At 62.2% G+C, this 22,054-nt stretch carries 18 protein-coding genes and 1 tRNA gene; 14 read left to right on the forward strand and 5 right to left on the reverse strand.

The genetic code is table 11. From position 1 onward, the window contains the following. The coding region (locus MJ601_RS00005) for a site-specific integrase (RefSeq protein WP_242122539.1) at positions 1 to 1,563 on the reverse strand (1,563 nt) is incomplete at its 3' end. 336 nt (positions 1,564 to 1,899) lie between these two features. Between MJ601_RS00005 and MJ601_RS00010 the strand changes: the two genes are divergently transcribed. Next, positions 1,900 to 3,516, forward strand: coding sequence for an FAD-dependent oxidoreductase (locus tag MJ601_RS00010; RefSeq protein ID WP_242122540.1), 1,617 nt, complete (start codon positions 1,900 to 1,902; stop codon positions 3,514 to 3,516). Positions 3,517 to 3,525: 9 nt separating this feature from the next. Here MJ601_RS00010 and MJ601_RS00015 read toward each other — a convergent pair whose 3' ends face one another. Further along, a complete protein-coding gene (locus MJ601_RS00015) occupies positions 3,526 to 4,416 on the reverse strand; it encodes an EamA family transporter (protein WP_242122541.1) in 891 nt (296 codons plus the stop codon). 83 nt (positions 4,417 to 4,499) lie between these two features. Here MJ601_RS00015 and MJ601_RS00020 point away from each other — a divergent pair, with 83 nt between their 5' ends. The 3 genes from MJ601_RS00020 to MJ601_RS00030 all read left to right on the forward strand — a co-directional run bounded on the left by MJ601_RS00020 (position 4,500) and on the right by MJ601_RS00030 (position 7,217). Beyond that, positions 4,500 to 4,982 carry an Lrp/AsnC family transcriptional regulator gene (locus MJ601_RS00020; RefSeq protein ID WP_242122542.1) on the forward strand — a complete coding sequence of 161 codons (483 nt, stop codon included), beginning with the start codon at positions 4,500 to 4,502 and terminating at the stop codon, positions 4,980 to 4,982. Between the two features lie 202 nt (positions 4,983 to 5,184). Beyond that, positions 5,185 to 5,868: a response regulator transcription factor gene (locus tag MJ601_RS00025; RefSeq protein WP_242122543.1), complete on the forward strand. Its 684-nt coding sequence runs from the start codon at positions 5,185 to 5,187 to the stop codon at positions 5,866 to 5,868. Continuing rightward, positions 5,868 to 7,217, forward strand: a complete 1,350-nt coding sequence (locus tag MJ601_RS00030) for a sensor histidine kinase (RefSeq protein ID WP_242122544.1) — start codon at positions 5,868 to 5,870, stop codon at positions 7,215 to 7,217. The genes MJ601_RS00025 and MJ601_RS00030 overlap by 1 nt, the downstream gene beginning before the upstream one ends. Before the next feature lie 131 nt (positions 7,218 to 7,348). On the opposite strand, the gene MJ601_RS00035 is transcribed toward MJ601_RS00030, so the two are convergent. Further along, entirely contained in the window at positions 7,349 to 9,883 is a 2,535-nt protein-coding gene (locus MJ601_RS00035; RefSeq protein ID WP_242122545.1) for a TonB-dependent receptor, read from the reverse strand. A 559-nt stretch (positions 9,884 to 10,442) separates the two neighbouring features. Between MJ601_RS00035 and MJ601_RS00040 the strand changes: the two genes are divergently transcribed. From MJ601_RS00040 to add, 10 genes are all read left to right on the forward strand, one after another. Continuing rightward, positions 10,443 to 11,195: a DUF2334 domain-containing protein gene (locus MJ601_RS00040; protein WP_242122546.1), complete on the forward strand. Its 753-nt coding sequence runs from the start codon at positions 10,443 to 10,445 to the stop codon at positions 11,193 to 11,195. After that, the gene (locus tag MJ601_RS00045; protein ID WP_242122547.1) at positions 11,183 to 12,352 is read left to right on the forward strand and encodes a glycosyltransferase; all 1,170 of its coding nucleotides are present in this window, start codon (positions 11,183 to 11,185) and stop codon (positions 12,350 to 12,352) included. The genes MJ601_RS00040 and MJ601_RS00045 overlap by 13 nt, the downstream gene beginning before the upstream one ends. Then, a complete protein-coding gene (locus MJ601_RS00050; RefSeq protein ID WP_242122548.1) occupies positions 12,349 to 13,287 on the forward strand; it encodes a hypothetical protein in 939 nt (312 codons plus the stop codon). The genes MJ601_RS00045 and MJ601_RS00050 overlap by 4 nt, the downstream gene beginning before the upstream one ends. Beyond that, entirely contained in the window at positions 13,287 to 13,790 is a 504-nt protein-coding gene (locus MJ601_RS00055; protein WP_242122549.1) for a DUF2141 domain-containing protein, read from the forward strand. Before MJ601_RS00050 ends, MJ601_RS00055 begins: the two co-directional genes overlap by 1 nt. Positions 13,791 to 13,792: 2 nt before the next feature. Further along, positions 13,793 to 14,965 (forward strand): glycosyltransferase, encoded by a 1,173-nt coding sequence (locus MJ601_RS00060; protein ID WP_242122550.1) that lies wholly within the window; start codon positions 13,793 to 13,795, stop codon positions 14,963 to 14,965. Between the two features lie 523 nt (positions 14,966 to 15,488). Next, a complete protein-coding gene (locus tag MJ601_RS00065) occupies positions 15,489 to 16,769 on the forward strand; it encodes a CmpA/NrtA family ABC transporter substrate-binding protein (RefSeq protein WP_242122551.1) in 1,281 nt (426 codons plus the stop codon). 17 nt (positions 16,770 to 16,786) lie between these two features. Then, the gene (gene ntrB / locus MJ601_RS00070) at positions 16,787 to 17,743 is read left to right on the forward strand and encodes a nitrate ABC transporter permease (protein WP_242122552.1); all 957 of its coding nucleotides are present in this window, start codon (positions 16,787 to 16,789) and stop codon (positions 17,741 to 17,743) included. A 14-nt stretch (positions 17,744 to 17,757) separates the two neighbouring features. Further along, positions 17,758 to 18,561 carry an ABC transporter ATP-binding protein gene (locus tag MJ601_RS00075; RefSeq protein WP_242122553.1) on the forward strand — a complete coding sequence of 268 codons (804 nt, stop codon included), beginning with the start codon at positions 17,758 to 17,760 and terminating at the stop codon, positions 18,559 to 18,561. A 77-nt stretch (positions 18,562 to 18,638) separates the two neighbouring features. Then, on the forward strand, positions 18,639 to 19,913 hold the full coding sequence (locus MJ601_RS00080) for an alginate export family protein (protein WP_242122554.1): 1,275 nt from the start codon (positions 18,639 to 18,641) through the stop codon (positions 19,911 to 19,913). Positions 19,914 to 20,137: 224 nt separating this feature from the next. Beyond that, entirely contained in the window at positions 20,138 to 21,250 is a 1,113-nt protein-coding gene (gene add / locus MJ601_RS00085) for an adenosine deaminase (RefSeq protein WP_242122555.1), read from the forward strand. 352 nt (positions 21,251 to 21,602) lie between these two features. On the opposite strand, the gene MJ601_RS00090 is transcribed toward add, so the two are convergent. Continuing rightward, positions 21,603 to 21,679: transfer RNA gene (locus tag MJ601_RS00090), tRNA-Pro, on the reverse strand. A 140-nt stretch (positions 21,680 to 21,819) separates the two neighbouring features. Further along, positions 21,820 to 22,035, reverse strand: a complete 216-nt coding sequence (locus MJ601_RS00095) for a hypothetical protein (protein WP_242122556.1) — start codon at positions 22,033 to 22,035, stop codon at positions 21,820 to 21,822. Between the last annotated feature and the right edge of the window lie 19 nt (positions 22,036 to 22,054).

Below are 22,054 nucleotides of genomic sequence, written 5' to 3' on the forward strand. Positions count from 1 at the left end.
GGAATGGAACGTCACGTCACGCCGCGCACCCTTGATCATGCCATCGCCCAGGCGTGCAGGAATGACCGTGCGGTTCCACGCCTTCACCAGTCGAGAATTGAACCACGCCTGATCGCCGTTCTTCGTGGCAGGAGGTTCCCAATCGGGGAACAGCCGATCAGCGCCGCTGTCCCTAATTCGCTGCACATAGTCTGCAAAGCCAAGCTCTAGCAGTGCATCGAGCATAGGCACGTCGCGGCTATAATCGCCTTTGGTGGTGCGATACTCGTTATCTCGAATGACGAAATGCGGGTTCGGATCGTCAATCAGGGTTTCAGCCACGCGCAGCCCGCCAAGCTCGCTCACCCGGCAGCCGGTAAAGATCGCGGTGATTGGTGCCCAATACTCCGCACCATCGAGCCTGATTGAGCCTGGACGGTGTGATAGCTTGGGCGTTGTGCCAGCGCACCCCACAAACCAAGGGTGCTCTAACAGCTTGTTGATTTCACCCACCTTGAGGGGGCGCTTGTCTGGCATGACCGCCTTGTCAGGCTGCTTGATATAGGCATCCACCTTGATCCCAAGTGCAGGGTTCGGCCCCTGAAACTGCCGGCGATCAATAGCGTGGCCGATTGCTGAGCGTAGAAGGGTTAGAGCCTTGCCAACAGTTGAAGCCGATGCCGGTCTAGCGACCGCATCGCGCGACTTGCCACCTACAACGCGGTTCGCGCGCATTTCCACGAAGGCCTCAAAATCGGCCCGCGTTAGGGCATCAAGCGGCTTATCGCCGACAAGTTCGACAAACTCAGCGGAGGTCGTTTTGACTTCCTGCGCCGTGCGAGAGGCGAGCGTCTTTTGGGCGACATATGCCGCCACCGCCTCACTGAAAAGCTGGACCTTAGCGGCTTCGGGAGCGGCAATGCGAGGTTTCAGCCTACCTTGCAGCATTTCGTTCACATCATGCGCTCCCGCGAGATAACCGCGCCGGATTGCTGCCACTACCGCGCCGAACGCAAGGGAGCCTTCCGGCGCGTCCAGGCCAAGCGCCTCAATCGCTTCCCGCGCATCGCGCTTGGGAGAGGGGAGCCAAGGCCGCTCTGCATCTTCAAAGCCTTGAGTAACGATCGCATGCCGCCGCTCAGCCCCGTCTTGTTCGTATTGGTCCAGGAGATCGGCGAAGGCTTCACCATGAGCGGCGCTGCTCTCGGCGCGAAGGTAGAACTGCTCAAGCGTCCGAGCCTCCATCCTGCGGCGATCGGCTTCCAGCATCTCGAGATCGTGCTGAGTAACGGGGCGGGCAAAGCGCACCAACGCCGGAGCCTGGGCTGGCACCGCCTCCACAATCGCACCGGCGCTCATCTCCCTCAACGCTTCGCGCTCGCGCCGCTCATAGTCGGTATGGACGGCTTCGGCTGCGGAATAGAAGGCGCTGCCGCTCTCCCTCGTTTTCAGCGACCGCCGCCATAGGCGCTTGCCGCCGAAATGGCGCTGCCATGCCTCTGCGTCCTGAATGATCTTGGTCGGGATGCGGCGCTCATAGGTGAAAACGTCATTCCGTTTCCGAACATATTTGACCGCCGCCATCTCGTCGCCCGACTCGTTTTGTCTCACACTTTGTCTCACAGTTGCGCTGAAGATCGGCGGAAATGCAACGATCGTGCGAGAATACTAGCATATTTTGCAATCGGGTTCGAGTCCTGCCGGGCCCACCACGACCCATCCTTCCTGAAAGCCGCCTGACAATCCCGGTCATTGCAGGCGGATCGCTTGTCCGATCGATTGTGAGCGGCAACCAAGGTCGGTCATCTGGGCGCGAAAGGGAAGTTCGAAGCCGGTCGAGTGGGTCCATCCATATTGCGCTGGCCGACCGTGATCGAACCATGCACAATGGCCGTGCATGTGCAGCGGTGGAGAAGAGGCATGGAAACCATCGGCCTTGATTTGCGCGAGATGCAGCGGGTGCCGCTGGCGCCATCCCATGTCGAGGCGATCCGGGCGGCGGGTTCACGAGCCTCCTATGCGGCGGGGAGTTTCGTCGTTCAGCCCGGCGACCCGGTCGATTGCTTCGTTTATGTCGAGGATGGCGAGATCGAGGTGGTCGATCCGTTCAGCGGCGAACGCCAGCTACCCTCGACATTGGGGCCTACCCAATTCATGAGCGAAATCTCTTTCCTGAACGGCGGCGTCTGGTCGATGCCGATGCGGGCGGCGCGGGATACGCAGGTCGTAAAGGTGCCAAGGCCGGAGATGCTGCGTCTGATGTCGGAAATTCCGGAGATGTCGGACATCATCATCACCGTGCTGGCGGCCCGTCGGCGGCGCCAACTCGATTCCCGGCAAGGCACACTTGTGCTGATCGGCGAGGAAAGCGACCGCGACATCAGATGCATTGCCGAGTTTGCCAGCCGAAACCGCCTGCCTTTTGCGTCCCATGCGCTGGGCAGCGAGGACGCCCGGCGAGTGGCGAAGAGTTGCGCGGTTTCGCCGGATGAGCCTGCGGTGATCTTCGGTCGCGATAGGGTCGTGCAGGATCCCACGCCGCACAAGGTTGCGGCGCTGCTAGGCCTCAACCGTGATCTGGAGGATTGCGAGGCGTTCGACCTGCTGATCGTCGGCGGCGGTCCAGCCGGGGTCGCGGCCGGCGTCTATGCAGGCGCGGAAGGGCTGCGCGCTTTGCTTGTGGAGGATATCGCCATCGGCGGCCAGGCTGGCACGTCCAGCCGGATCGAAAATTATATGGGCTTTCCCACCGGCATTTCCGGCGCTGACCTGGTCTGGCGCGGCGAGGTGCAGGCGATGAAATTCGGCACCCGTTTTGTGATGCCGCGTCGCGTCGTCGCTTTGGAGCGAATGGAAAGCGGCGAATTCTGCGCCACTTTCGAAAATGGGCAGGGAGTGCGGGCGGGCGCGGTCGTCGTGGCGACCGGCGTGCAATATCGGCGCCTGCCGATCGACCGTTTCGCCGAGTTCGAAGGGACCGGCATCTATTATGCCGCGACCGAAAATGAAGCCCGCTATTGCAAGGGCGCGGAGGCCGTGGTCATCGGCGGCGGCAATTCGGCGGGGCAGGCGGCCATGTATCTCAGCCGCTCGGCCGACCATGTCCGCCTGCTGGTCCGGGGACAGTCGCTTGCCGCGTCCATGTCCGCCTATCTTTCCAGCCGGTTGGAAGCCGATCCGCGCATCACCATCGAATATGGTGCCGAGGTCGTTGCGCTTGAGGGTGCGGAAAAGCTGAATGAAGTCACCATCCGCCATGTTCGCGAGGGGATCCGGCGCACGCTGCCGGTCTGCGCGATGTTCGTCATGGTGGGCGCCGCGCCCAATACGGAATGGCTATCGGGCCTTATCGATCTCGACGAGAAGGGATTTGTGAAGACGGGAGAGCTTGTCGGCGGCTCATCTCCTTATGCCACTTCCCGGCCGGGGATATTCGCGGTGGGCGATGTCCGGGCCGGCTCGGTCAAAAGGGTCGCGTCATCGGTGGGCGAGGGATCGGTGGTCATCTCGCACGTGTGGGCGCATCTGAACGGTTAAGGGCTTCGCTCAGGCGGACGCGCTCTGGTCGGCTGACAATACCGAACCGGCCGACGCCGCGACGACCAGCCCGATCGCCAGCCACTGCACGATCGTCAGATGCTCGCCGAGCAACAGGGCGCCCGCCAGCGCGCCAGCGGCCGGTTCGACGCTGAGCAGCACGCCGAACCGGTTCGCCGGTATATGTTTGAGCGCGACCATTTCGAGGGAATAGGGAATGGCGCTGGAAAGGAGAGCGGTGACGAGGCCCATCAGGATCAGCGCGGGCGCCAGCAAGGTGCCGCCCGCCTCGTGAACGCCGATCGGGACCACGATCAACGCCGCCGTCATCATGCCGACCGCTACCGCCTGCCCACCGGCAATATGGCCCGTGCGTTTGCCGAAGATGATGTAAAGGCCCCAGAACAGCCCTGCGCCAAGTCCAAAGCCAATGCCGGCGGGGTCCAGCGCATGTTGGGTCTGGTGTAGCGGCAGCAGCAGGAGCAGGCCGAGTGCCGCCAGTCCCACCATCGCGAAATGGACGGGACGACGCGAGTAGATGAGCGATACGGTCAGAGGACCCAGAAATTCGATCGCGATCGCGAGGCCCAGGGGGATCGTCCGCAAGGCCATGTAGAAGCAGAAATTCATGAGGCCTAGCGCTGCGCCATAACGCATCGTCGCGAACAGATCGGGCCGCGCCAGGGGACGACGCCACGGCCGGAACAGCAGAAGCAGGATCAGCGCGGAAAAGCCGACGCGATAGGCGACGGTTCCCGGAGCGCCGACCAGCGGAAACAGATGTTTGCCAAAGGATGTGCCCACGCAGAAGGAGATGATCGATCCAGCCAACGCCAGATAGGGGATGGCATTTTGAAGCGGTGATGCTGCAACGGGCGATGCGGAGGGGGCGGTATTCATGCCCTCTCTATAAGAAGACCAGGCTGGCGAAGGCTGGCGAAATTCAGCATATGAAGCCTGAAACCGGCATAATATGAAAGCTGATGATGGAAAACGTCGAACTGGATCCATTCGACCGGCGAATCATTGCGGTCGTGAGGCGCAACAATCTGGAACCTGCCCGTTCGATCGCGCAGACGGTCGGGCTTTCGGAAAGCGCAGTCCTTCGCCGGCTGCGCCGGTTACGGGCATCGGGCGTGATCGTAGCGGACGTGTCCCTTGTCGATCCGATGCGCCTGTCTCCCTCGATCACCATCCATGTTCTGGTCGAACTCAATCAATCCGGCCTTCGCCTGGAAAAGACGTTCGCCGACAAATTGGCGGAGCGCACCGAGGTGATCGGCGCCTGGAACGTGACGGGACGCACCGATTTCCTGCTGATGGTGGCGGTACCCTCGATCGAGGCCTATCAGCGCTTTTCCGACGAGGTTCTGGCCGCCGACGAGAATGTCCGTGATTTTGAAACGCTGGTCAGCTTGCGTGAGATCGTGAGATATGATCCGCTGCGCGCAGGGCAGCCGGTATGAACGCCTGAGGCGGCGGACTGGTTGGGCTGCAGGAAAGCTGTCCTTCGCCCGAGCGGAGGATTGCCATGGCTTTCCCCGAACGGCATTTCCCACCCGCAAATTCCATTCTTCTCCCGCCCGGAACGGCCCTTGCCTGTCATCGAAATGCAATGCGATCGTCATATCGGCTTTCATCATGACATGTTGAAACCGGGGCGAGCCATTGTCATTGCAACTCCTGATCGTCGAGGATGACGAAGAACTGGCGGCGCAGCTGGGTGAGCAACTGGCGCGGTTCGGCCATCGGGTGACGATCGCGGGCGATGGGCGGCGTGCCAATCAGGCGCTGGGCAGCACCCATTTCGACGCGATCATATTGGACCGCATCCTGCCGATGATGGACGGGCTGTCGCTGCTCAAGGACTTGCGCGACCATCATATCCTGACGCCGGTCATCATGATGACGGCTCTGGGCCAATCCCGGCAGAAGATCGAGGGATTGGAAAGCGGCGCCGACGATTATGTCGTGAAGCCCGTCGACCCCGCCGAACTCAATGCGCGGCTTCAGGCCCTGGTCAGGGCACGGGGTTGGACCGAGCAAAGGGAAGACGAAACCCTGCGGGCGGGAGACGTTGTGGTCAGCCCGGCCCGGCACAGCGCGTGGCGGAACGGCAAGACGCTCCGTTTGCAGAAGACCGAATTCAAGGTGCTGACCGAACTGGCGCGCAACGCGGGCACGCCCATGACCAGGGCGATGCTGCTGGAGCGGGTCTGGAATTATGATTTCGAGCCTGCCACCAATCTGGTGGATGCCTATATCCGCCGGTTGCGGATCAGGCTGACGGAATTTGGTGGCGAAGATCCCATTATCACCATCAGGGGGCTGGGCTATATGCTGCGGGAGTGATGCTCCTGAAATCCCTCCGCGCGCTGACGATCGCCTTTCTTCTTCTCTTCCTTTCTGTGACCCTGGCGACTGCGCTGGGCATTTATTTCTCTGGCCGTTCCACGACCGATCATCTGATCGAACGGCGCATGACGGCCGTCAGCATGATGATCGCCCCGGCCGCGGTTGAGGCAGACCGCTTGGAGGATATCCGCAGCCGCTTGATCGCCGCCATCCAGGACCGCGATATGGCTGATCTGGGTTTCATCCTGCTCAAGGATGGCAAGCCGGTCGTGAGCAATATGCGCATCGACCGCCCCTTGCCTGTCGGCCTCTCCTATATCGACGGGGCCGACCGGATCGGCGGGCTTTCGCATGGCCGCGCTCTTGTTCGCGATGTGGGGCAGGGGGTGCGGCTGGCCGTGATCGCCAAAACCGAACCGTCCGACAATGATGGCGCGTCGCGCAAGCACATCTATCTGCTGGGTTTCGGGTCGATTGTTGCGGTGGTGCTGGCGGCCGCCATGACTTTCACACTGATCATTCGGAAGCGCATGGTGGAAATGCGACGCGCGATGGACGCCATTTCCAAGGGCGATCTGTCGCGGCGCGTGCCGGTGAACGGGTCGGATACCGTTTTTAACCTTCAGGCTCAGGCTTTCAACCGGATGCTGGGCTGCGTCACCGACAGAATGGAAGACATGCGCCACATGGCCAATGGCGTCGCGCATGAACTGCGGACGCCCGTGGCGCGACTGCGCAACCAGTTGAACCTGATCGCCCATGATCCGCAGGCAGCGCCTGTGCGCGATAAAATCGGGAAAGCACAGGCGCAGGCCGATGCCCTGCTCGGCATTTTTTCGGCGCTGCTGCGCCTGGCGGAAATCGATGGCGGGGCACGGCGGGCGAATTTCGCGCCCATCGATCTCGCAAGCCTGATTGAGGAATGTGTCGAAGAACTGGATGCAGTGGCCGAGGATAGCGCCCATCGCCTTGTCACGCAGTCGCTGGAGCAGGCCATGGTGCATGGCGACCGGCAGCTTCTCTCTCAGATGATCGTCAATCTGGTGGAAAATGCCCTCCGGCACACGCCGGCCGGTACGGACGTTCGCATCAGCCTGTCCCGCGAACAGGCGGGTGAGGTCTTGCTGACCGTGGCAGATAACGGCCCTGGCATCGCCCCTGCCGACAGGGCAAAGGCGCTGGATCGGTTTGGACGCCTGGCAGGTAGCGCGGATGCTGATGGCCATGGCTTCGGTCTGCCGTTGGTGGCCTCGATCGCTCGCCTGCACGGAGGATCGGTCGAGTTGGGCGATGCGCAACCGGGCCTCAAAGTCGATGTGCTTCTCCCGTCCCAACCTGTCGGGTGATGCGCAGGAGTGGATCGGAGACATGATGATCCTCCCGATCGCATGATGGGGAGGATCGATGTCGGCAATCGCCGATTACAGGTAAAAAAATGGCGCGCCCGACCGGCGCGCCATTTTTCCGTTTCTGAAGATCAGAATTTCACGCTGGCTTCCACGCCATAGGTACGCGGCGCGTTGAAGTTGCCATAATCGCCCAGCACGTTGGCGATGCTGCCCTGCGTCACGTTGCTCGTCGGTGCGGCGGGCAGGCTGTTCGACGGGTCGCGGCGGAACACATATTGTTCGTTGAACAGATTGCGGCCCCAGAGGCTCAAGGTCAGGCTGCGGCCATTGCCCGTGCCGATATCCGCCAGAGAGATGCGGCCGTTGAAGATCAGCGAGCTGTCATTCTTCGTCGCGAACTGGTCGAAGGCCTGGGTGGCCTGCGAATAGTTGCCGTCGAAGTGGAACTTCAGCTTCGTGTCGCCGCCGCCGATCGGCAGGGCATAGTCGATCGACCCGCTCGCGGCGTTGCGCGGCGTGAACACGATGTAGAAATTCTGATAGACGCTGGTCGAACGGCCCGCCGTGTCGGTCGCGGTGATCAGCACCGGCGGGATCTTCGTATAGGTGTAGGCATAGGAGGCGTTCAGCGTCAGCCCGTCGATCGGCTCGACGGTCAGGTCGGCCTCGATGCCGCGGATCTTGGTGATGCCCGGCGCATTGATGGTGACCAGATTGTTGAAGCTGCTGGTGCCGACGAACTGGATCGAGCTGATGTCGACCTGGCTGTTCTTGCGGTCCATGATGTAACCGGCCAGGTTGAAGCGGGCGCGGTTGTTCCAGAAGTCCGACTTTAGGCCGACTTCATAGGACTTCACGTCTTCAGGGTTGAAGGCCTGATAGTTGGACGTGCGCGAGCTGGCGCCGCCAGCACGATAGCCCGTCGCATATTTGGCATAGACGTGCACGTCGTTGCTGACGTCATAGGCGATGGTCGCCATCGGGTTGAAGCGGTTCCATGTCGCGTCCAGCGGCTTGTATCCCACGCTCGCAGCCGGCGGTGTGAGGTCATAGTTCACGTTGCGCGAATAGTGCAGCACGCCCTTCTTCTCGTCCCGCGTATAGCGGCCGCCCACGGTGATGTGCAGCGCGTCGGTGGCGTTCCAGGTGAGCTGGCCATAGGCGGCGTAGCTCTTCGACCAGACTTCCGAAGCGCGGTCGATCGAGCAGCCGTTGACCGCCGAGCCGACGAAGGCCGGGGTGGAGGCGGTGCAGAAGGGGATGCGGACATAACGGGCGCCGGTGACCACGCCATTGTTCACGAGGGCGACAGCGCCCATCGAACTGGGCGTCGCGGCGTCGTCGCTGACATGTTCGTTGAAATAGAACAGGCCCGCGACATAATCGACCGATCCGATCGTGCCGACCGCCTGCAATTCCTGGCTGAACTGGCGCTGGCGCAGGTCGGCAAGGCTGTAGCGGCTGAACGGGCAGGGCGAGGCAGCGGTGCACGAAGTGGTCAGGTTGACCAGCGGCGGACGGTGGGCGCCGCCCGAATTGTCCCACTGGGTCGCATCGACGCCGCGCCATGCCGTGATCGAACGCAGCTCGAATTCATCGCCCAGGTGCCATTTCAGCGTGTTGGTGAAGCCGTGCGTCCGGTCGACGCTGACCTGCTGCGGCACGCCGATATCGGCAACGCCCATGCGGGTGTCGCCATTGACGACGAGGCCGGGCAGCAGTGGCTTCACCGGACCGCCCGTCAATGTGGTATAGTTGGTGCCCGGCAGTTTGCAGGCCGGCTGCGACGCCTGGGTGCCGTTGACGCAGTTGTTGGGGTTGTAGTTCAGCAACTGGCTGTAGAAGGGCGTGTTCTCATCCTTGGCGACGTCATAGGCGAAGTCGTTGGTGATGGTGCTGGTCGGCTGCCAGCGCACGGCGGCGCGCAGGCCCTTGCGGTTATAATAGTTCCACCCGGCCTCGCCCGCGAGCGGATTGCGGGTGGTGGCGTCCTGATGCTGGATCACGCCGTCGAGCTTGATCGCGAAGCCGGCGATCGAGGGCAGGTTGATGTGGGCATTGGCGGTACGGCCGCCATAATTGCCAGCGCCCGCCTCGACGCGGCCACCCCATTCACCGGTCGGCGCCTTGCTGACGATGCTGAGCGCGCCGCCTTCGGTGTTCCGGCCGAACAGCGTGCCCTGCGGCCCCTTGAGCACTTCGACGCGCTCAATGTCGAACAACGCGGCGTTCAGGCCGTGCTGACGGCCCATATAGACGCCGTCGACATAGATGCCGACGCCCTGTTCGCGAGCGGGCTGGTTGGCGTCGAGCGGAACGATGCCGCGGATACCGATGGTGAGCGCCGACTGGCGCGCTTCGAAGGTCGCGATGCGCAGCGACGGCACTGCGCCGTCGGCAAGATCGTACAGGCTGGCGACGTGGCGGTCCTTGAGCGCCTCGGTGCTCATCACCGCCATGGAGATCGGCGTTTCCTGAAGATTGGTCTCACGCTTGGTGGCGGTGACGACGATGGTGCCGAGGCCCGCATCATCGGCTGCGCTGGCGGTCTCCGCAGCGGCGGCCTGATCGTCGACCGTGCTGGCAAGGGCAGGCGCGGAAACCGACGCCAGCAGCAGGCCGCAAAGGGACGCGCGCAGCGTGGTGGAAGAAGAGCGAATCATGTGAACCCCTTTTTATCCCTGAAGGATGTTTGCGGGGCGGCCACTAGGCGTTGATCACAACAGTTTTGTTACAATCATTGTCACATATACGGTAATGTTATTTTCATTTTCGCGTCATTTTCAGTGCGTTGGATATTAGTGGAAATATATCGTCCCATTTTTATTTGAAATATCAGTCGATTTACCGACCATAGTGCCCAATTAAATGTCATTCATATATGGATGAACCGGCTTGTAGCTGTTTTTCTGCGCAGCAGATTATCTCCACCTTCAATATGTATATGAGGACGGTACGCTGAGGTGGGTCGATCGGGCTTCTGTTCATCCTATCTCGGTTGTCTCTGGGAAATGTCATCGGGCGCGAAGCCTTGAGGTGACTTTGTCCTATTTTCGACCGCCGCTGAAAAATTTCCATCCGCCAACTGCGGTCATTTTCTGCCGTGGCGTCTCCCTGAAAGGAGCGCGAAGGCAAATATGGCAATAACTGTCACAGACAAGTCATCACCCGGCACCATAGCGCGACCGTTATGCACGGGCAGTCGGGGGGCGTGAACCTGTCGTGAAGCGGCTTCTTCTTTCCATTCATGATGTCGGTCCGCGGTTCGAGACGGAAGTCGACCGGCTGCTCGATCACCTGTCGCCCCATGCCGGGCCGGGCGAACTGGCGATGCTGGTGGTGCCGGACCATTGGGGGCGGCATCCGCTGGCCGTCGGTTCGCCCTTCGCGGCGCGGTTGCGGACATGGGCGGATGCGGGGGTAAGCATGTTCGCGCATGGCTGGTTCCACAAGGACATGGCCGTTCATGACGGCGCCGTCGAGCGGTTCAAGGCCCGCCACATGACAGCCGGGGAGGGCGAATTTCTGGGCATCGACGCCGCGACCGCGTCCCGGAGGATGGTCGATGGGCGCGATCTCATCGAACAGATCACCGGACGGCCGGTCGCCGGTTTCGTCGCGCCTGCCTGGCTTTATGGCGCGCCGGCGCTTGACGCGCTGGCACAGTGCGGCTTCGCGCTGGCGGAGGATCATATGAAGGTGTGGCATCCGCCATCGGGACAGGTGCTGGCACGCGGGCCCGTGGTCACCTGGGCCAGCCGCAGCCGGTCGCGCATCGCTTCCTCACTGCTGGCGGCTCGCCTGTTGCCGCCGCTGTTGCGGTTTGCGCCGGTCGCACGGGTGGCGGTGCATCCGGGCGACGCTCATGTGCCCGCGCTGCTCGCCAGCATCGACCGCGTATTGCGGTGGCTGGGGCGAACCCATCGTCCGGCGCGCTATGGCGACCTGCTGGCGGAGCGCGCATGCGCATCCTGACCTTCCTGCACAGTTTCGAGCCGGGCGGCGTCGAACGCGTCGCCTTGCGATTGATACGCCGCTGGCGGGAACAGGGCGTCGATGCGCCTTTGTTCCTGGGTCGTAGCGATGGCGCGATACGGGCGGAGTTGGGGGCGGGGCTGGACGCCCATATTCCCCGGCAGCCGCCCTTTTCGGTATCAGCGTTCGAGACGCTCTGGATGATCGCCACCTTGCCTGCCTTCATCCGCAGGCAACGGCCCGATGCGCTGTTTTGCGCCGGGAACAGCTATGCCGTCGTGGCCGTCGCCATGAAATTGCTGCTGGGCCGCGCCTGCCCGCCGATCCTGGCGAAGATCAGCAACGACCTTGAGCGGCGGGACATGATCTGGCCGGCGCGCATGGCCTATCGGCTCTGGTTGCGCATCCAGGGACGGTTCATCGACCATTTCGTGGCCATGGCGCCGGGACTGGAACAGGAGATCGCTGCTCTCATTCGCCCGAAGAATGGCGCGGTCAGCATCATTCCCGATCCCGCCCTGTCCCTGGAGCAGATCGATCGCCTCCGCGCCGTGCGGGCGGCACGGGGTGGGAAGGGGCGGCTGTTCGTCGCGATCGGGCGTCTGGCGCGGCAGAAGAACATACCGCTGATGCTCGATGCCTTTTCCCGGGTGGCCGATGCCGACGACCGTCTGCTGATCTTCGGCGACGGCCCTGCGCGAAAGGCTCTGGAAGCCCGCGCCGGCCGCCTCGGCATGGGTGATCGAGTGCGCTTCATGGGACATGTTGCCGACCCGGCCTTGCAGATCGGCCGCGCCGATGCCTTCCTGCTATCCTCCGACTATGAAGGCGTGCCCGCCGTTCTGCTGGAGGCGCTGGCCGTCGGACTGCCGGTCGTCGCCACGGAGTGCAGCGCAGCGATGCGGTCGCTTCTTGCCGATGGGGCACTGGGCCGCCTAACGCCGGTCGGGGACGTGACCGCCTTCGCTGCCGCGATCCGTGAAGCGCCGATGCCACAGGATGATTTCGTCAGTCTCAGGCTGACCCGCCGCTTCACGCTGGATGCTGCTTCCACGGCTTATCTCGACAGGTTCGATAAAATTTGCGCGCGCACGGCTGAGGTTGCCCGCATCCCGTGCCGTCAACCCCATCAGTCAACAATGACGAGCCATTTATGACCGGCAACAGCTCCACCGGCCTGCTTTCACGTTCTGCCGCACCGATCGATCCACTGCTCGATCCCAAACCCCTGATCCAGTCCGGGCGGAATTGGACCCGTTGGGCCGGACCACTGGTGTCGGTGCTGATCCTGGTGGTCGCCCTGCATCAGTTCCACGGCATCGATCCTGCCAGCCTGTGGGCGCTGCTGCCCGGCAGCGTCGCCTTCTGGGCGGCCTTTGCGCTTTATTATCTGGCCGGGCCACTCTCCGAATGGGTAATCTTCCGCCGTCTGTGGTCGATCCCGGCCGATGGGTTCGGCGCTCTGCTGCGCAAACTGGTCAGCAACGAAATCCTGCTCGGCTATTTGGGTGAAGTCTATTTCTACGCCTGGGCGCGGCGCAATGCGAAGATCACCACCGCTCCCTTCGGCGCCATCAAGGATGTGACGATCCTGTCGGCACTGGTCGGCAATGGCGTGACATTGGTGATGGTGGCCTTTGCCGTGCCGCTTCTGCGCGCGGTCGATGCGCGGCTCAATACGTGGGAAGTGGGCGGATCGATCCTGTTCGTGCTGGCGACCTCGCTGGTCGCGATGCTGCTGCGCAAGCGGCTGTTCACGCTGCCGAAGCGCGAATTGTGGATCGTCACCTTCATTCACCTGCTGCGCATCGTCGCGACCACGCTGCTGGCGGCGATGATGTGGCACATGCTGCTGCCCGCCATCGAACTGAGCTGGTGGATCTTGCTGGGTACGCTGCGTCAACTGGTGTCGCGCCTGCCCTTCCTGCCGAACAAGGATGTGGTGTTCGCCGGTATCGCGGCGTTCCTGATCGGGCGCGATAGCGAGATCGTCTCGGCCATGGCGCTGATGGCATCGCTCATCCTGGCGGCGCATCTGCTGGTCGGCATGGCTCTGGGTGTGACCGGCCTGCTGCGGGAAAATCAGGCATAATGATCGGGGCGATCATTCTTGCCAGTGCGGCGATCCGGTCGACGCCCGATCTGGGCAAGGCCGAGGGTCAGTGCCGTGCCCAGGAAAACGGCCCCGCCTATCTGGTGGATGTCAAGGGCCTGAAAGACCGCAAGGGGCGGCTGAAGCTGGAACTCTACCCAGCGAACGACGCCGATTTCCTGGCCGACGACAATATATTGATCTCCGCTGGAAAGCCGTTCCGCAGGGTCGAGGAGTCGGTGCCATCTTCGGGGACGGTGCAGCTTTGCATACGCGCGCCGGGGCCCGGCACCTATTCACTCAGCTTGCTGCACGACCGGGACGGCAATCGCCGTTTTTCCGTGTCGGTGGACGGTATCGGCTTTGCGGGCAATCCGAAGCTGGGATGGTCCAAGCCGTCTGCCGCCGCGGCCAGCGCGCCTGTGGGTAATGGCCCGACCCATGTCAGCATCATCGTCAATTATCGCCGGGGGCTGTTCTCCTTCGGTCCGTTGGAGAAATAACCATGCGCATCGTCGATGTCTGCGCTTTCTATGCGCCGAGCGGTGGCGGCGTGAAGACCTATGTGGAGCGCAAGCTGCGCGCAGGAACGCAGGCGGGCCATGAGATCATCATCCTGGCTCCGTCCGACAGCGATCGCGTCGTAGAGGCAGGCGGCGGGAAGATCGTCATGATGCCCGCGCGGCGCTTTCCGCTCGACCGGCGCTATTCCTATTTCGACGATGAACAGTCGCTTCACGCCCTGCTCGATCGGCTGCAACCCGATCTGGTCGAAGCGTCCTCGCCCTGGGCGAGTGCCGGGATGGTGGCCCGCTGGCCGGGAAAGGCGCCCCGCGCCCTCATCATGCATGCCGATCCGCTGTCCGCATATGCCTATCGCTGGTTCGGTTCGGTATTGAGCCGGGAGACGATCGATCGCGGGTTCGAATGGTTCTGGCGGCACCTGCGCCGGCTGGATGAAAGTTTCGACCTGGTCGTCAGCGCCAGCGACAGCCTGACCCAACGTCTGGAGGCGGGACGGCTCAAGCGCGTCATGACCCTGCCCATGGGCGTCGAGCCAGGACATTTCAGCCCGTCCCGTCGCAATGAACAGTTGCGTGCGCGGCTGCTGGAACGCTGCGGTCTGCGCCCCGACGCAACGCTGTTGCTGGGGGTTGGCCGCCATGCGCCCGAAAAGCGCTGGCCGATGGTGATCGACGCAGTGGCATCGGCGGGGTTCTCGACGCCGGTGGGACTGGTGCTGGTGGGCGATGGACGGGAGAGGGGGCGCGTCCGCCGCGCCGCCGCCAATAATCCGCATATCCAGTTGCTGGCACCCGTACATGACCGGCCGGCATTGGCGGAATTGCTGGCGAGCGCAGATGCGTTGGTCCATGGGTGCGAGGCGGAGACCTTCTGCATGGTCGCGGCCGAGGCGCGCGCCAGCGGTCTGCCGGTCATCGTGCCGGATGAAGGCGGCGCGTCGGATCAGGCGCGCAGTGGCGGCGGCCTGCTCTATCGCGCGGGGCAGGCGGACAGCCTTGCCGCTGCCATCATCGATTTTGCCGAAGGAGGCCGGGACCGCCAGCGTGATCTGGCCACGCGCCTGGCCCCGTCGGTCACGACCATGGACGACCATTTCGACCAGCTTTTTTCGGCCTATGAGCGTATCGCAGTGGAGCAATCCCGTGCTGCTTGATCGAAGAAGGCCGTGGTTGCTGCGGTTCAGGGCAACGGTCCGCAGCAAGCCCGTTCCGATCATTCCGGAACGCCCGGACGAAGCGGAGCAATCCCATCCCTGCGGCTTGCGCTATCGAAATGACAGCGAATGCTGGCCCATGGCGGCTGCCATATTGTGGTGGCTGCTGAAATCTCGTCCCTGAACAGTTGTGATTTGTGCAACGCAAAAATTTCGCTTGCGACTCGAATGAATCGGTGACAGCTTCCCTTTCGTCGAAGCAGGGGCGCTTCGGCAAAATGGTGGAACCCGACCGATGAAGGAATGGTTCCACCTCGATCGTTAAGAGATCGAACTGGCAATGACGCCGCCCGGACAGGTCACGCGACCTTTGTTCTGGCGGCTTTTTTATTTGGTTTTCGCTGGTGGCATGGATGCTGCCGGCGGCTCTCAACATCGACTTCTGCGCGTCGGATCGTGTTTCCGGCGATGGCTGGCTGCGCGCCTGGCGCGGCGGGACGACGACAGGGAAAGGACATGGGGAATGGCAGAGGGGGATAATCCGGACAGCGTCAGCCGACGCGGACTGCTCAAGACGTCGGGAACGGCAGCATTGTTTGCGGCAGTGCAGCAGTCGTTCCCGTCAGGCGCCTTCGCGGCTGGAACCGGCCCGGAAGTGACCGGCGCGAAGCTGGGTTTCATTGCGCTCACCGATGCGGCGCCGCTGATCATCGCCAGGGAACTCGGCTTTTTCGCGAAATATGGCATGCCCGACGTGCAGGTCGCCAAGCAGGCGAGCTGGGGAGCGACGCGCGACAATCTGGTGCTGGGCAGCGCCGGTGGCGGCATCGACGGTGCGCATATCCTGACGCCCATGCCCTATCTGCTGACGCTGGGCGCGATCGGCAGGGCAACGCCGATGAGCATCCTCGCCCGCCTCAACGTCAATGGCCAGGGCATTTCGGTGTCCAAGGAATATCTGGGTGCCAAGGCTGACATCAGCGCCGCCAAGATGAAGGGCGTGATCGCCCAGCGGAAGGCGTCGGGCAAGAAGATCACCATGGCCATGACCTTTCCAGGGGGCACGCATGACCTGTGGATCCGCTACTGGCTGGCGGCCGGGGGCATCGATCCCGACAAGGATGTCGAGCTGATCACCATTCCGCCGCCGCAGATGGTCGCGAACATGAAGGCTGATACCATGGATGCCTTCTGCGTGGGTGAGCCCTGGAACGACCAGCTGGTCGCGCAGCAGCTAGGTTATACCGCGGTATCGACCGGCCAGATGTGGATGAACCATCCCGAAAAGAGCTTTGCGATGCGCTCCGACTGGGTCGCGAAATATCCCAGGGCCGCGCAGGCGATCACCGCGGCGGTGCTGGAGGCGCAGCGCTGGGCGGATAATCCGAACAATGTCACGCGTCTGGCGGGCGCGATTTCCGGCCGCGATTATCTGAAATGCCCGATCACTGACATCGCCGACCGTTTGCAGGGCAATTTCACCATGGGCGATGGACGGAAATATCCCAACGCCCCCTTCAGGATGAAGTTCTGGAACGGCTATGCCAGCTTCCCCTACATGAGCCACGATCTGTGGTTCCTGACCGAGGAACAGCGCTGGGGCAAGCTGCCCATGTCGCTCGATACCAAGGCTGTCATCGCCAAGGTCAACCGGTCGGACATCTGGCGCAAGGCTGCTGCGATGCTGGGCGGAAAGGGACCGGCCAGCGACAGCCGCGGCGTCGAGAAATTCTTCGACGGCAAGAGCTTCGATCCCGCCAATCCCAAGGCCTATCTGGCCAGCCTGACGATCAAGCGCGTCTGATGGGAAAGGAACAGAGCATGGCTTCGCCATCACCCAACGGCAAGAAGGGGCCGTCGGCTTCGGCGGGCGGTTCCACCACCGAGCTGGGGGTCATCCTCCCCTATCCCGAGGAAGCGATCGCACGCCGCAGTTTCGAGCCGGTCGCGGCACCTGTGCATCCGCTCATGCGGCGGATGCGGGGCATGGCGGCGAGCATGCTGCCGACATTGGTGATGCTCGTGGGGCTGCTGGCCTTCTGGCAGCTGCTTTGCGGATCGCCGGACGCGGTTTTCCCCAGCCCGCTGAAGGTGTGGCAGGAAAGCCATGACGTCATAGTCCATCCCTTCAAGGGCGTGGATATCGGCCTCACCCATTTCAGCATTCAGAATGGCGGCGATGTCGGCATTGCCGGACATGTGCTGACCAGCCTCAGCCGGGTGCTGATCGGTTACAGCATGGCGGCGGTGGTCGGCGTGGCGCTGGGCATATTGATCGGGCAAAGCGTCTTTGCCTTTCGGGCGCTCGATCCCCTGTTCCAGGTGCTGCGCACCGTTCCGCCGCTCGCATGGCTGCCGATCAGCCTGGCCATCTTCCAGCAGGCGCAGCCTTCGGCGATCTTCCTGATCTTCATCACCGCGATCTGGCCGGTCATATTGAACACGGCGGCAGGCGTGCAGACCATTCCGGCGGCCTATCGCAATGTCGCCAAGGTGCTGGCGCTCAATCCGTTCGAATATTTCACCCGCATCATGCTGCCCGCCACGGTACCGCACATGTTCACGGGCCTTCGGATCGGGGTGGGCATGAGCTGGCTTGCCATCGTCGCAGCCGAAATGGTGCAGGGCGGCACCGGCGTCGGCTTCTTCATCTGGGACAGCTACAACAGCTCGCTGCTGACGGACACCATCGTCGCGCTGATCTGGATCGGCATTGTCGGCTTCGCGCTGGACCGCATCGTCGCATTCGCCGGCCGTGTCATCGGCCGCGCGAGCTAGGAGGAGACAGGCTCATGAAACAGCGCAGCTATCTCGCGCTAGAGGGCATCACCGTCGAATTTCCCACCAAGGCCGGGCGCTTTCGTGCCCTCGACGGGATCGATCTGGAGGTCGACAAGGGACAGTTCGTGGCGCTGATCGGCCATTCGGGTTGCGGCAAGTCGACCTTGCTCAACGCAGTGGCGGGTCTGGTCAAGCCGACGCGCGGCGCGATCTTCCTGGATGGGCAGATCGTCGATGCGCCGGGGCCGGACCGGGCGGTTGTCTTTCAGGACCATTCGCTGCTTCCCTGGCTGACGGTGGAGGAAAATGTCCGGCTCGCAGTCGACAAGACGGCGGGCGGCAAGAGCAAGTCCGAACGCAAGGAATGGGTCATGCACAATCTGGAACTGGTCCAGATGGGCCATGCCGCCGCCAGGCGTCCCGGCGAACTGTCCGGCGGCATGAAGCAGCGCGTCGGCATTGCCCGCGCCATCGCCATGAACCCGCGCGTGCTGTTGATGGACGAGCCGTTCGGCGCGCTGGATGCCCTGACGCGGGCGGCCCTTCAGGATGTGGTGATGGATTTGCAGGCACGGCTCAACAACACCGTGTTGATGATTACCCATGACGTGGATGAGGCGGTCCTGCTGGCGGACCGGGTGGTCATGATGACCAACGGCCCGGCGGCGCGGATCGGTGAGGACCGCGCCGTTTCGCTGGCCCGTCCGCGCAACCGGCTGGAGGCCATCGATGTGCCCGAATATGCCGATGCGCGCTCGGCCGTCATCCATTTCCTGCACGAGCGTTACCGCAATCCGGCGACGCTCGCGGCCTGAAATCAAGAAATCCGACTGGGAGAGGATGCTCTGGACAAGGCCCAGAAAAGCCATCGGGAGCAATATAAGGGGGATTTATGAAGAAGGTTTCTATCCTGTTGCCGGCGTCGGCCGTGTCTGCCGTGTCAGGGATGTTTGCGGTCACGACGCCGGCGCTGGCCCAGGATATCGTGTTCAAGCCGATCGTGGAGGCGCGGCTGCGCTATGAAACGGTCGATCAGGCCGGTCTGGCGCGTGACGCCGATGCGGTGACCATGCGGGTTCGGGCCGGTGGGGAGATTTCCAAGGGCCCGTTCGCGTTTCTCGCAGAAGCCGAAGGTACGCTGGCGATCGACGAGGATTATAATAGCGGGGTCAACGGCAAGACGCTCTATCCGATTGTCGCCGATCCTGAAACGGTCGAGGCCAACCGGGTGCAGATCCAATATCGCACCAAGCCGTTGGTCGTGACGGTCGGGCGGCAGCGGATCAATCTGGACGATCAGCGCTTTGTCGGTTCGGTCGCATGGCGCCAGAATGAGCAGACCTTCGATGCGGTGCGCGTCGAATATATGGGGATCAAGAACCTCAGGATCGACGTCACCTACGCGATTGCCGCGCGGACCATCTGGGGCATTGACGGCGGTAAGTTCGGCGCGGCCAACCGGCCGACGCAGATCGACGGCGATGACGTCTTTGCCAATGTCTCCTACAAGACGAAACTGGGCACACTGACGGGCTTCGCCTATCTGGTGGATGAAGATGAGGCGGTGCTGACCCTCCGCCGCAACAGCAGCCAGACCTACGGCGCGCGCTTCGTGGGTGCCCAGCCGCTGTCGAAGACGGTGAAGGTCAGCTATCTCGCCAGCTATGCCCGGCAGAGCGACTATGCCACCAATCCGGTCCATTATTCGGCAGACTATGCCCTGGCCGAGCTCGGGCTGGACGTCTCCGCCTTCAAGCTGACGGCGGGCTATGAATTGCTCGGGTCCGATGCAGGAGCGACCGGGATCGCGGGCGGCTTCGCCTTCCAGACGCCCTTCGCGACGCTGCACAAGTTCAACGGCTGGGCCGACAAGTTCCTGACCACGCCGGGCACCGGCCTTCAGGACTATTATGGCGGCATCGCCTATACGGTGCCCAAGGTCGGGAAAGCAGGCCCGCTGGTCGCCTCCTTCATCTACCATCATTTCAGCAGCGATCGGCTGTCGATCCATTATGGCGACGAATATAATGCCCAACTGACGATGAAGCTGAACAAGCATCTGAGCGCGCTGGTCAAATATGCCGATTATGAGCGCAAGGGCATCGCCAGCTACGCGGGTGACGCGGATACGAGGAAATTCTGGGCGCAGATCGATTACGCGCTCTGAAGTCTGACGACGAACTAGAGTGCGTGGACCAATTCCAGAGAGGCAGTTCTTTACCAATTTCCGCAGGAAGGCCGCTGTTCCAGACACACAGGCGTTGCGGACCCGGACAACGGCCACCCCGGCCTAAAATTGTCAATGCCTTGTTGCACAAAGCCCGTTTGACGCTGCCAGGCGCGTCGCCGACAACCCGGTCGGCGATCATCAGGCAAAAGGGATATGGGGCAATGCAGATCCATCGGCGAGGTTTGATGGTGAGCTTGGCCGCTCTGGCCGCAATGCCCCGGCCGGTGAGGGCTGCCGCGGCGATTGCCGATCCTCAACTGGCGCGGCTCATTGCCGGTATGCCCAAGGCGGAATATCATGTGCATCTCGAGGGCACGTTGGAAGCGGAAATGAAGTTCGCACTGGCGCAACGCAACGGCCTGAAACTGCCTTTTGCCGATGTGGCGGCGATGAGGGCCAGCTATAAGTTCAACGATCTGCCTAGTTTTCTCGCAATCTACTACGACGGAATGAAAGTCCTGCTCAAGGAGCAGGATTTCTATGACCTTAGCTACGCCTATCTGGCCAAGGCGGCGTCGCAGAACGTTGTTTATACTGAAATGTTCTTTGACCCTCAGGAACATTTGAAGCGCGGGGTGCCCATGGCTGCGGTGATCGGCGGAATCACGCAGGCCCGCCGCGACGCGCAGGCCACGCTGGGTATCCGATCACAGCTTATCCTTTGCTTTGTGCGCGATCTTTCGGCGGAAAGCGCGATGGCTGCACTGGATGCGGCCCTGCCGTTCAAGGAGCATCTGGTCGGGGTGGGGCTGGATTCCGATGAGAAAGACAACCCGCCGGAAAAATTCCGAGCCCATTTTGCCAAGGCACGCGCGCATGGCCTGCATGTGACGGCCCATTGCGATGTCGATCAGGTCGATACGTTGCGCCATATCCGCACGGCTTTGTTGGACCTGAAGGTGGATCGTATCGATCACGGCGGCAACATCGTGCAATCGCCGGAACTGGTAGCCATCGCACGTGAGCGCGGCATCTATTTCACGGTCTGCCCTTCCTTTTCCGGCACTTTGCGCGCTGGGATGAAACAGCCGGTCGACGTGGTGCGAGCCATGTTGGACGCGGGGCTAAAGGTTACGATCTCGTCGGATGATCCTGCTTATATGGGTAGCGAATATCTGAATGACGTTCTGATCCGCGCGGCGGATCGGAGCCATCTGACCAGTGCCGAAATCACGCTGATTGCCCGCAATGGCTTCGAGGCGGCGTGGCTGCCGAAGGCTGACAAGTCCGCCATGATCGCGCGGCTGGATAACTATGTGCGCTCCACGGTTTGAGAGCCTGTCTTAAGAGAACTGGAGTGTGCTGGACTTCGGCTCGTCTCGCCCTGAACTGAATCCCCGCATATTCCAGATCATCCCCCAGGGACGCCATCGCAGCCGGGTTTGTGGAAGGACCGGCGGTGGCGGTGTTTTGCCGTCAGCAGATACGTCCTGACCGGAACATCTGGGTGCCTACGTAGGTTTTCCGATTTGCAACCGGATCAAGGAGGGATGCGATGGGCAAGGGGATCTTGCTGTGGCTGCTGGGCGTGCCAATCCCGGTTATCATTCTTCTCTGGCTGTTCTTTCATTGACGCATGACGCAACCAAAAGCGCATGCGGTCGCCAGAACCGAATTGCTGGAAAGTGGTCGGGGAGACAGGATTCGAACCTGCGACATCCTGCTCCCAAAGCAGGCGCGCTACCAGACTGCGCTACTCCCCGGCGCCCTGCGGGCCTTAGCGGCGAAGACCGCCGCCCGTCAATCTTGCTTTGAACGGTTTCCCGCAGAAACTTCAGTCACATGAAAAAGGGCGGACCGTCCCAGACGATCCGCCCTTTCGAAAATCTCGCTGAAGCGAAGATTACTTGGCGTTCGCAGCGTTGCCCGCAACGTTCGCAGCAGCGTTCGCGGCGTTTTCAGCAGCGTTCGCAGCGTTGTCAGCAGCGTTAGCGGCATTCTCGACAACGTTCTCGACAACAGCGTTCGAAGCGTTCGCGGTCTCGTTGGCCGGCTTCTCACCGCAAGCGGCGAGGGCCATCAGGCCGGCCGAAGCGAAAACAACAGCGATCTTCTTCATTGTGTACGGCTCCCATAGC

This window comes from Sphingobium trunci (genome assembly GCF_022664535.1).
Taxonomy (GTDB): Bacteria; Pseudomonadota; Alphaproteobacteria; order Sphingomonadales; family Sphingomonadaceae; genus Sphingobium.

Coding starts and splice junctions, on each gene's coding strand:
- MJ601_RS00010 (WP_242122540.1), top strand. CDS start 1,900: ATGGAAACCATCGGCCTTGATTTGCGCGAGATGCAGCGGGTGCCGCTG.
- MJ601_RS00015 (WP_242122541.1), bottom strand. CDS start 4,416: ATGAATACCGCCCCCTCCGCATCGCCCGTTGCAGCATCACCGCTTCAA.
- MJ601_RS00020 (WP_242122542.1), top strand. CDS start 4,500: ATGATGGAAAACGTCGAACTGGATCCATTCGACCGGCGAATCATTGCG.
- MJ601_RS00030 (WP_242122544.1), top strand. CDS start 5,868: ATGCTCCTGAAATCCCTCCGCGCGCTGACGATCGCCTTTCTTCTTCTC.
- MJ601_RS00035 (WP_242122545.1), bottom strand. CDS start 9,883: ATGATTCGCTCTTCTTCCACCACGCTGCGCGCGTCCCTTTGCGGCCTG.
- MJ601_RS00045 (WP_242122547.1), top strand. CDS start 11,183: ATGCGCATCCTGACCTTCCTGCACAGTTTCGAGCCGGGCGGCGTCGAA.
- MJ601_RS00050 (WP_242122548.1), top strand. CDS start 12,349: ATGACCGGCAACAGCTCCACCGGCCTGCTTTCACGTTCTGCCGCACCG.
- MJ601_RS00055 (WP_242122549.1), top strand. CDS start 13,287: ATGATCGGGGCGATCATTCTTGCCAGTGCGGCGATCCGGTCGACGCCC.
- MJ601_RS00060 (WP_242122550.1), top strand. CDS start 13,793: ATGCGCATCGTCGATGTCTGCGCTTTCTATGCGCCGAGCGGTGGCGGC.
- MJ601_RS00065 (WP_242122551.1), top strand. CDS start 15,489: ATGGCAGAGGGGGATAATCCGGACAGCGTCAGCCGACGCGGACTGCTC.
- ntrB (WP_242122552.1), top strand. CDS start 16,787: ATGGCTTCGCCATCACCCAACGGCAAGAAGGGGCCGTCGGCTTCGGCG.
- MJ601_RS00075 (WP_242122553.1), top strand. CDS start 17,758: ATGAAACAGCGCAGCTATCTCGCGCTAGAGGGCATCACCGTCGAATTT.
- MJ601_RS00080 (WP_242122554.1), top strand. CDS start 18,639: ATGAAGAAGGTTTCTATCCTGTTGCCGGCGTCGGCCGTGTCTGCCGTG.
- add (WP_242122555.1), top strand. CDS start 20,138: ATGCAGATCCATCGGCGAGGTTTGATGGTGAGCTTGGCCGCTCTGGCC.
- MJ601_RS00095 (WP_242122556.1), bottom strand. CDS start 22,035: ATGAAGAAGATCGCTGTTGTTTTCGCTTCGGCCGGCCTGATGGCCCTC.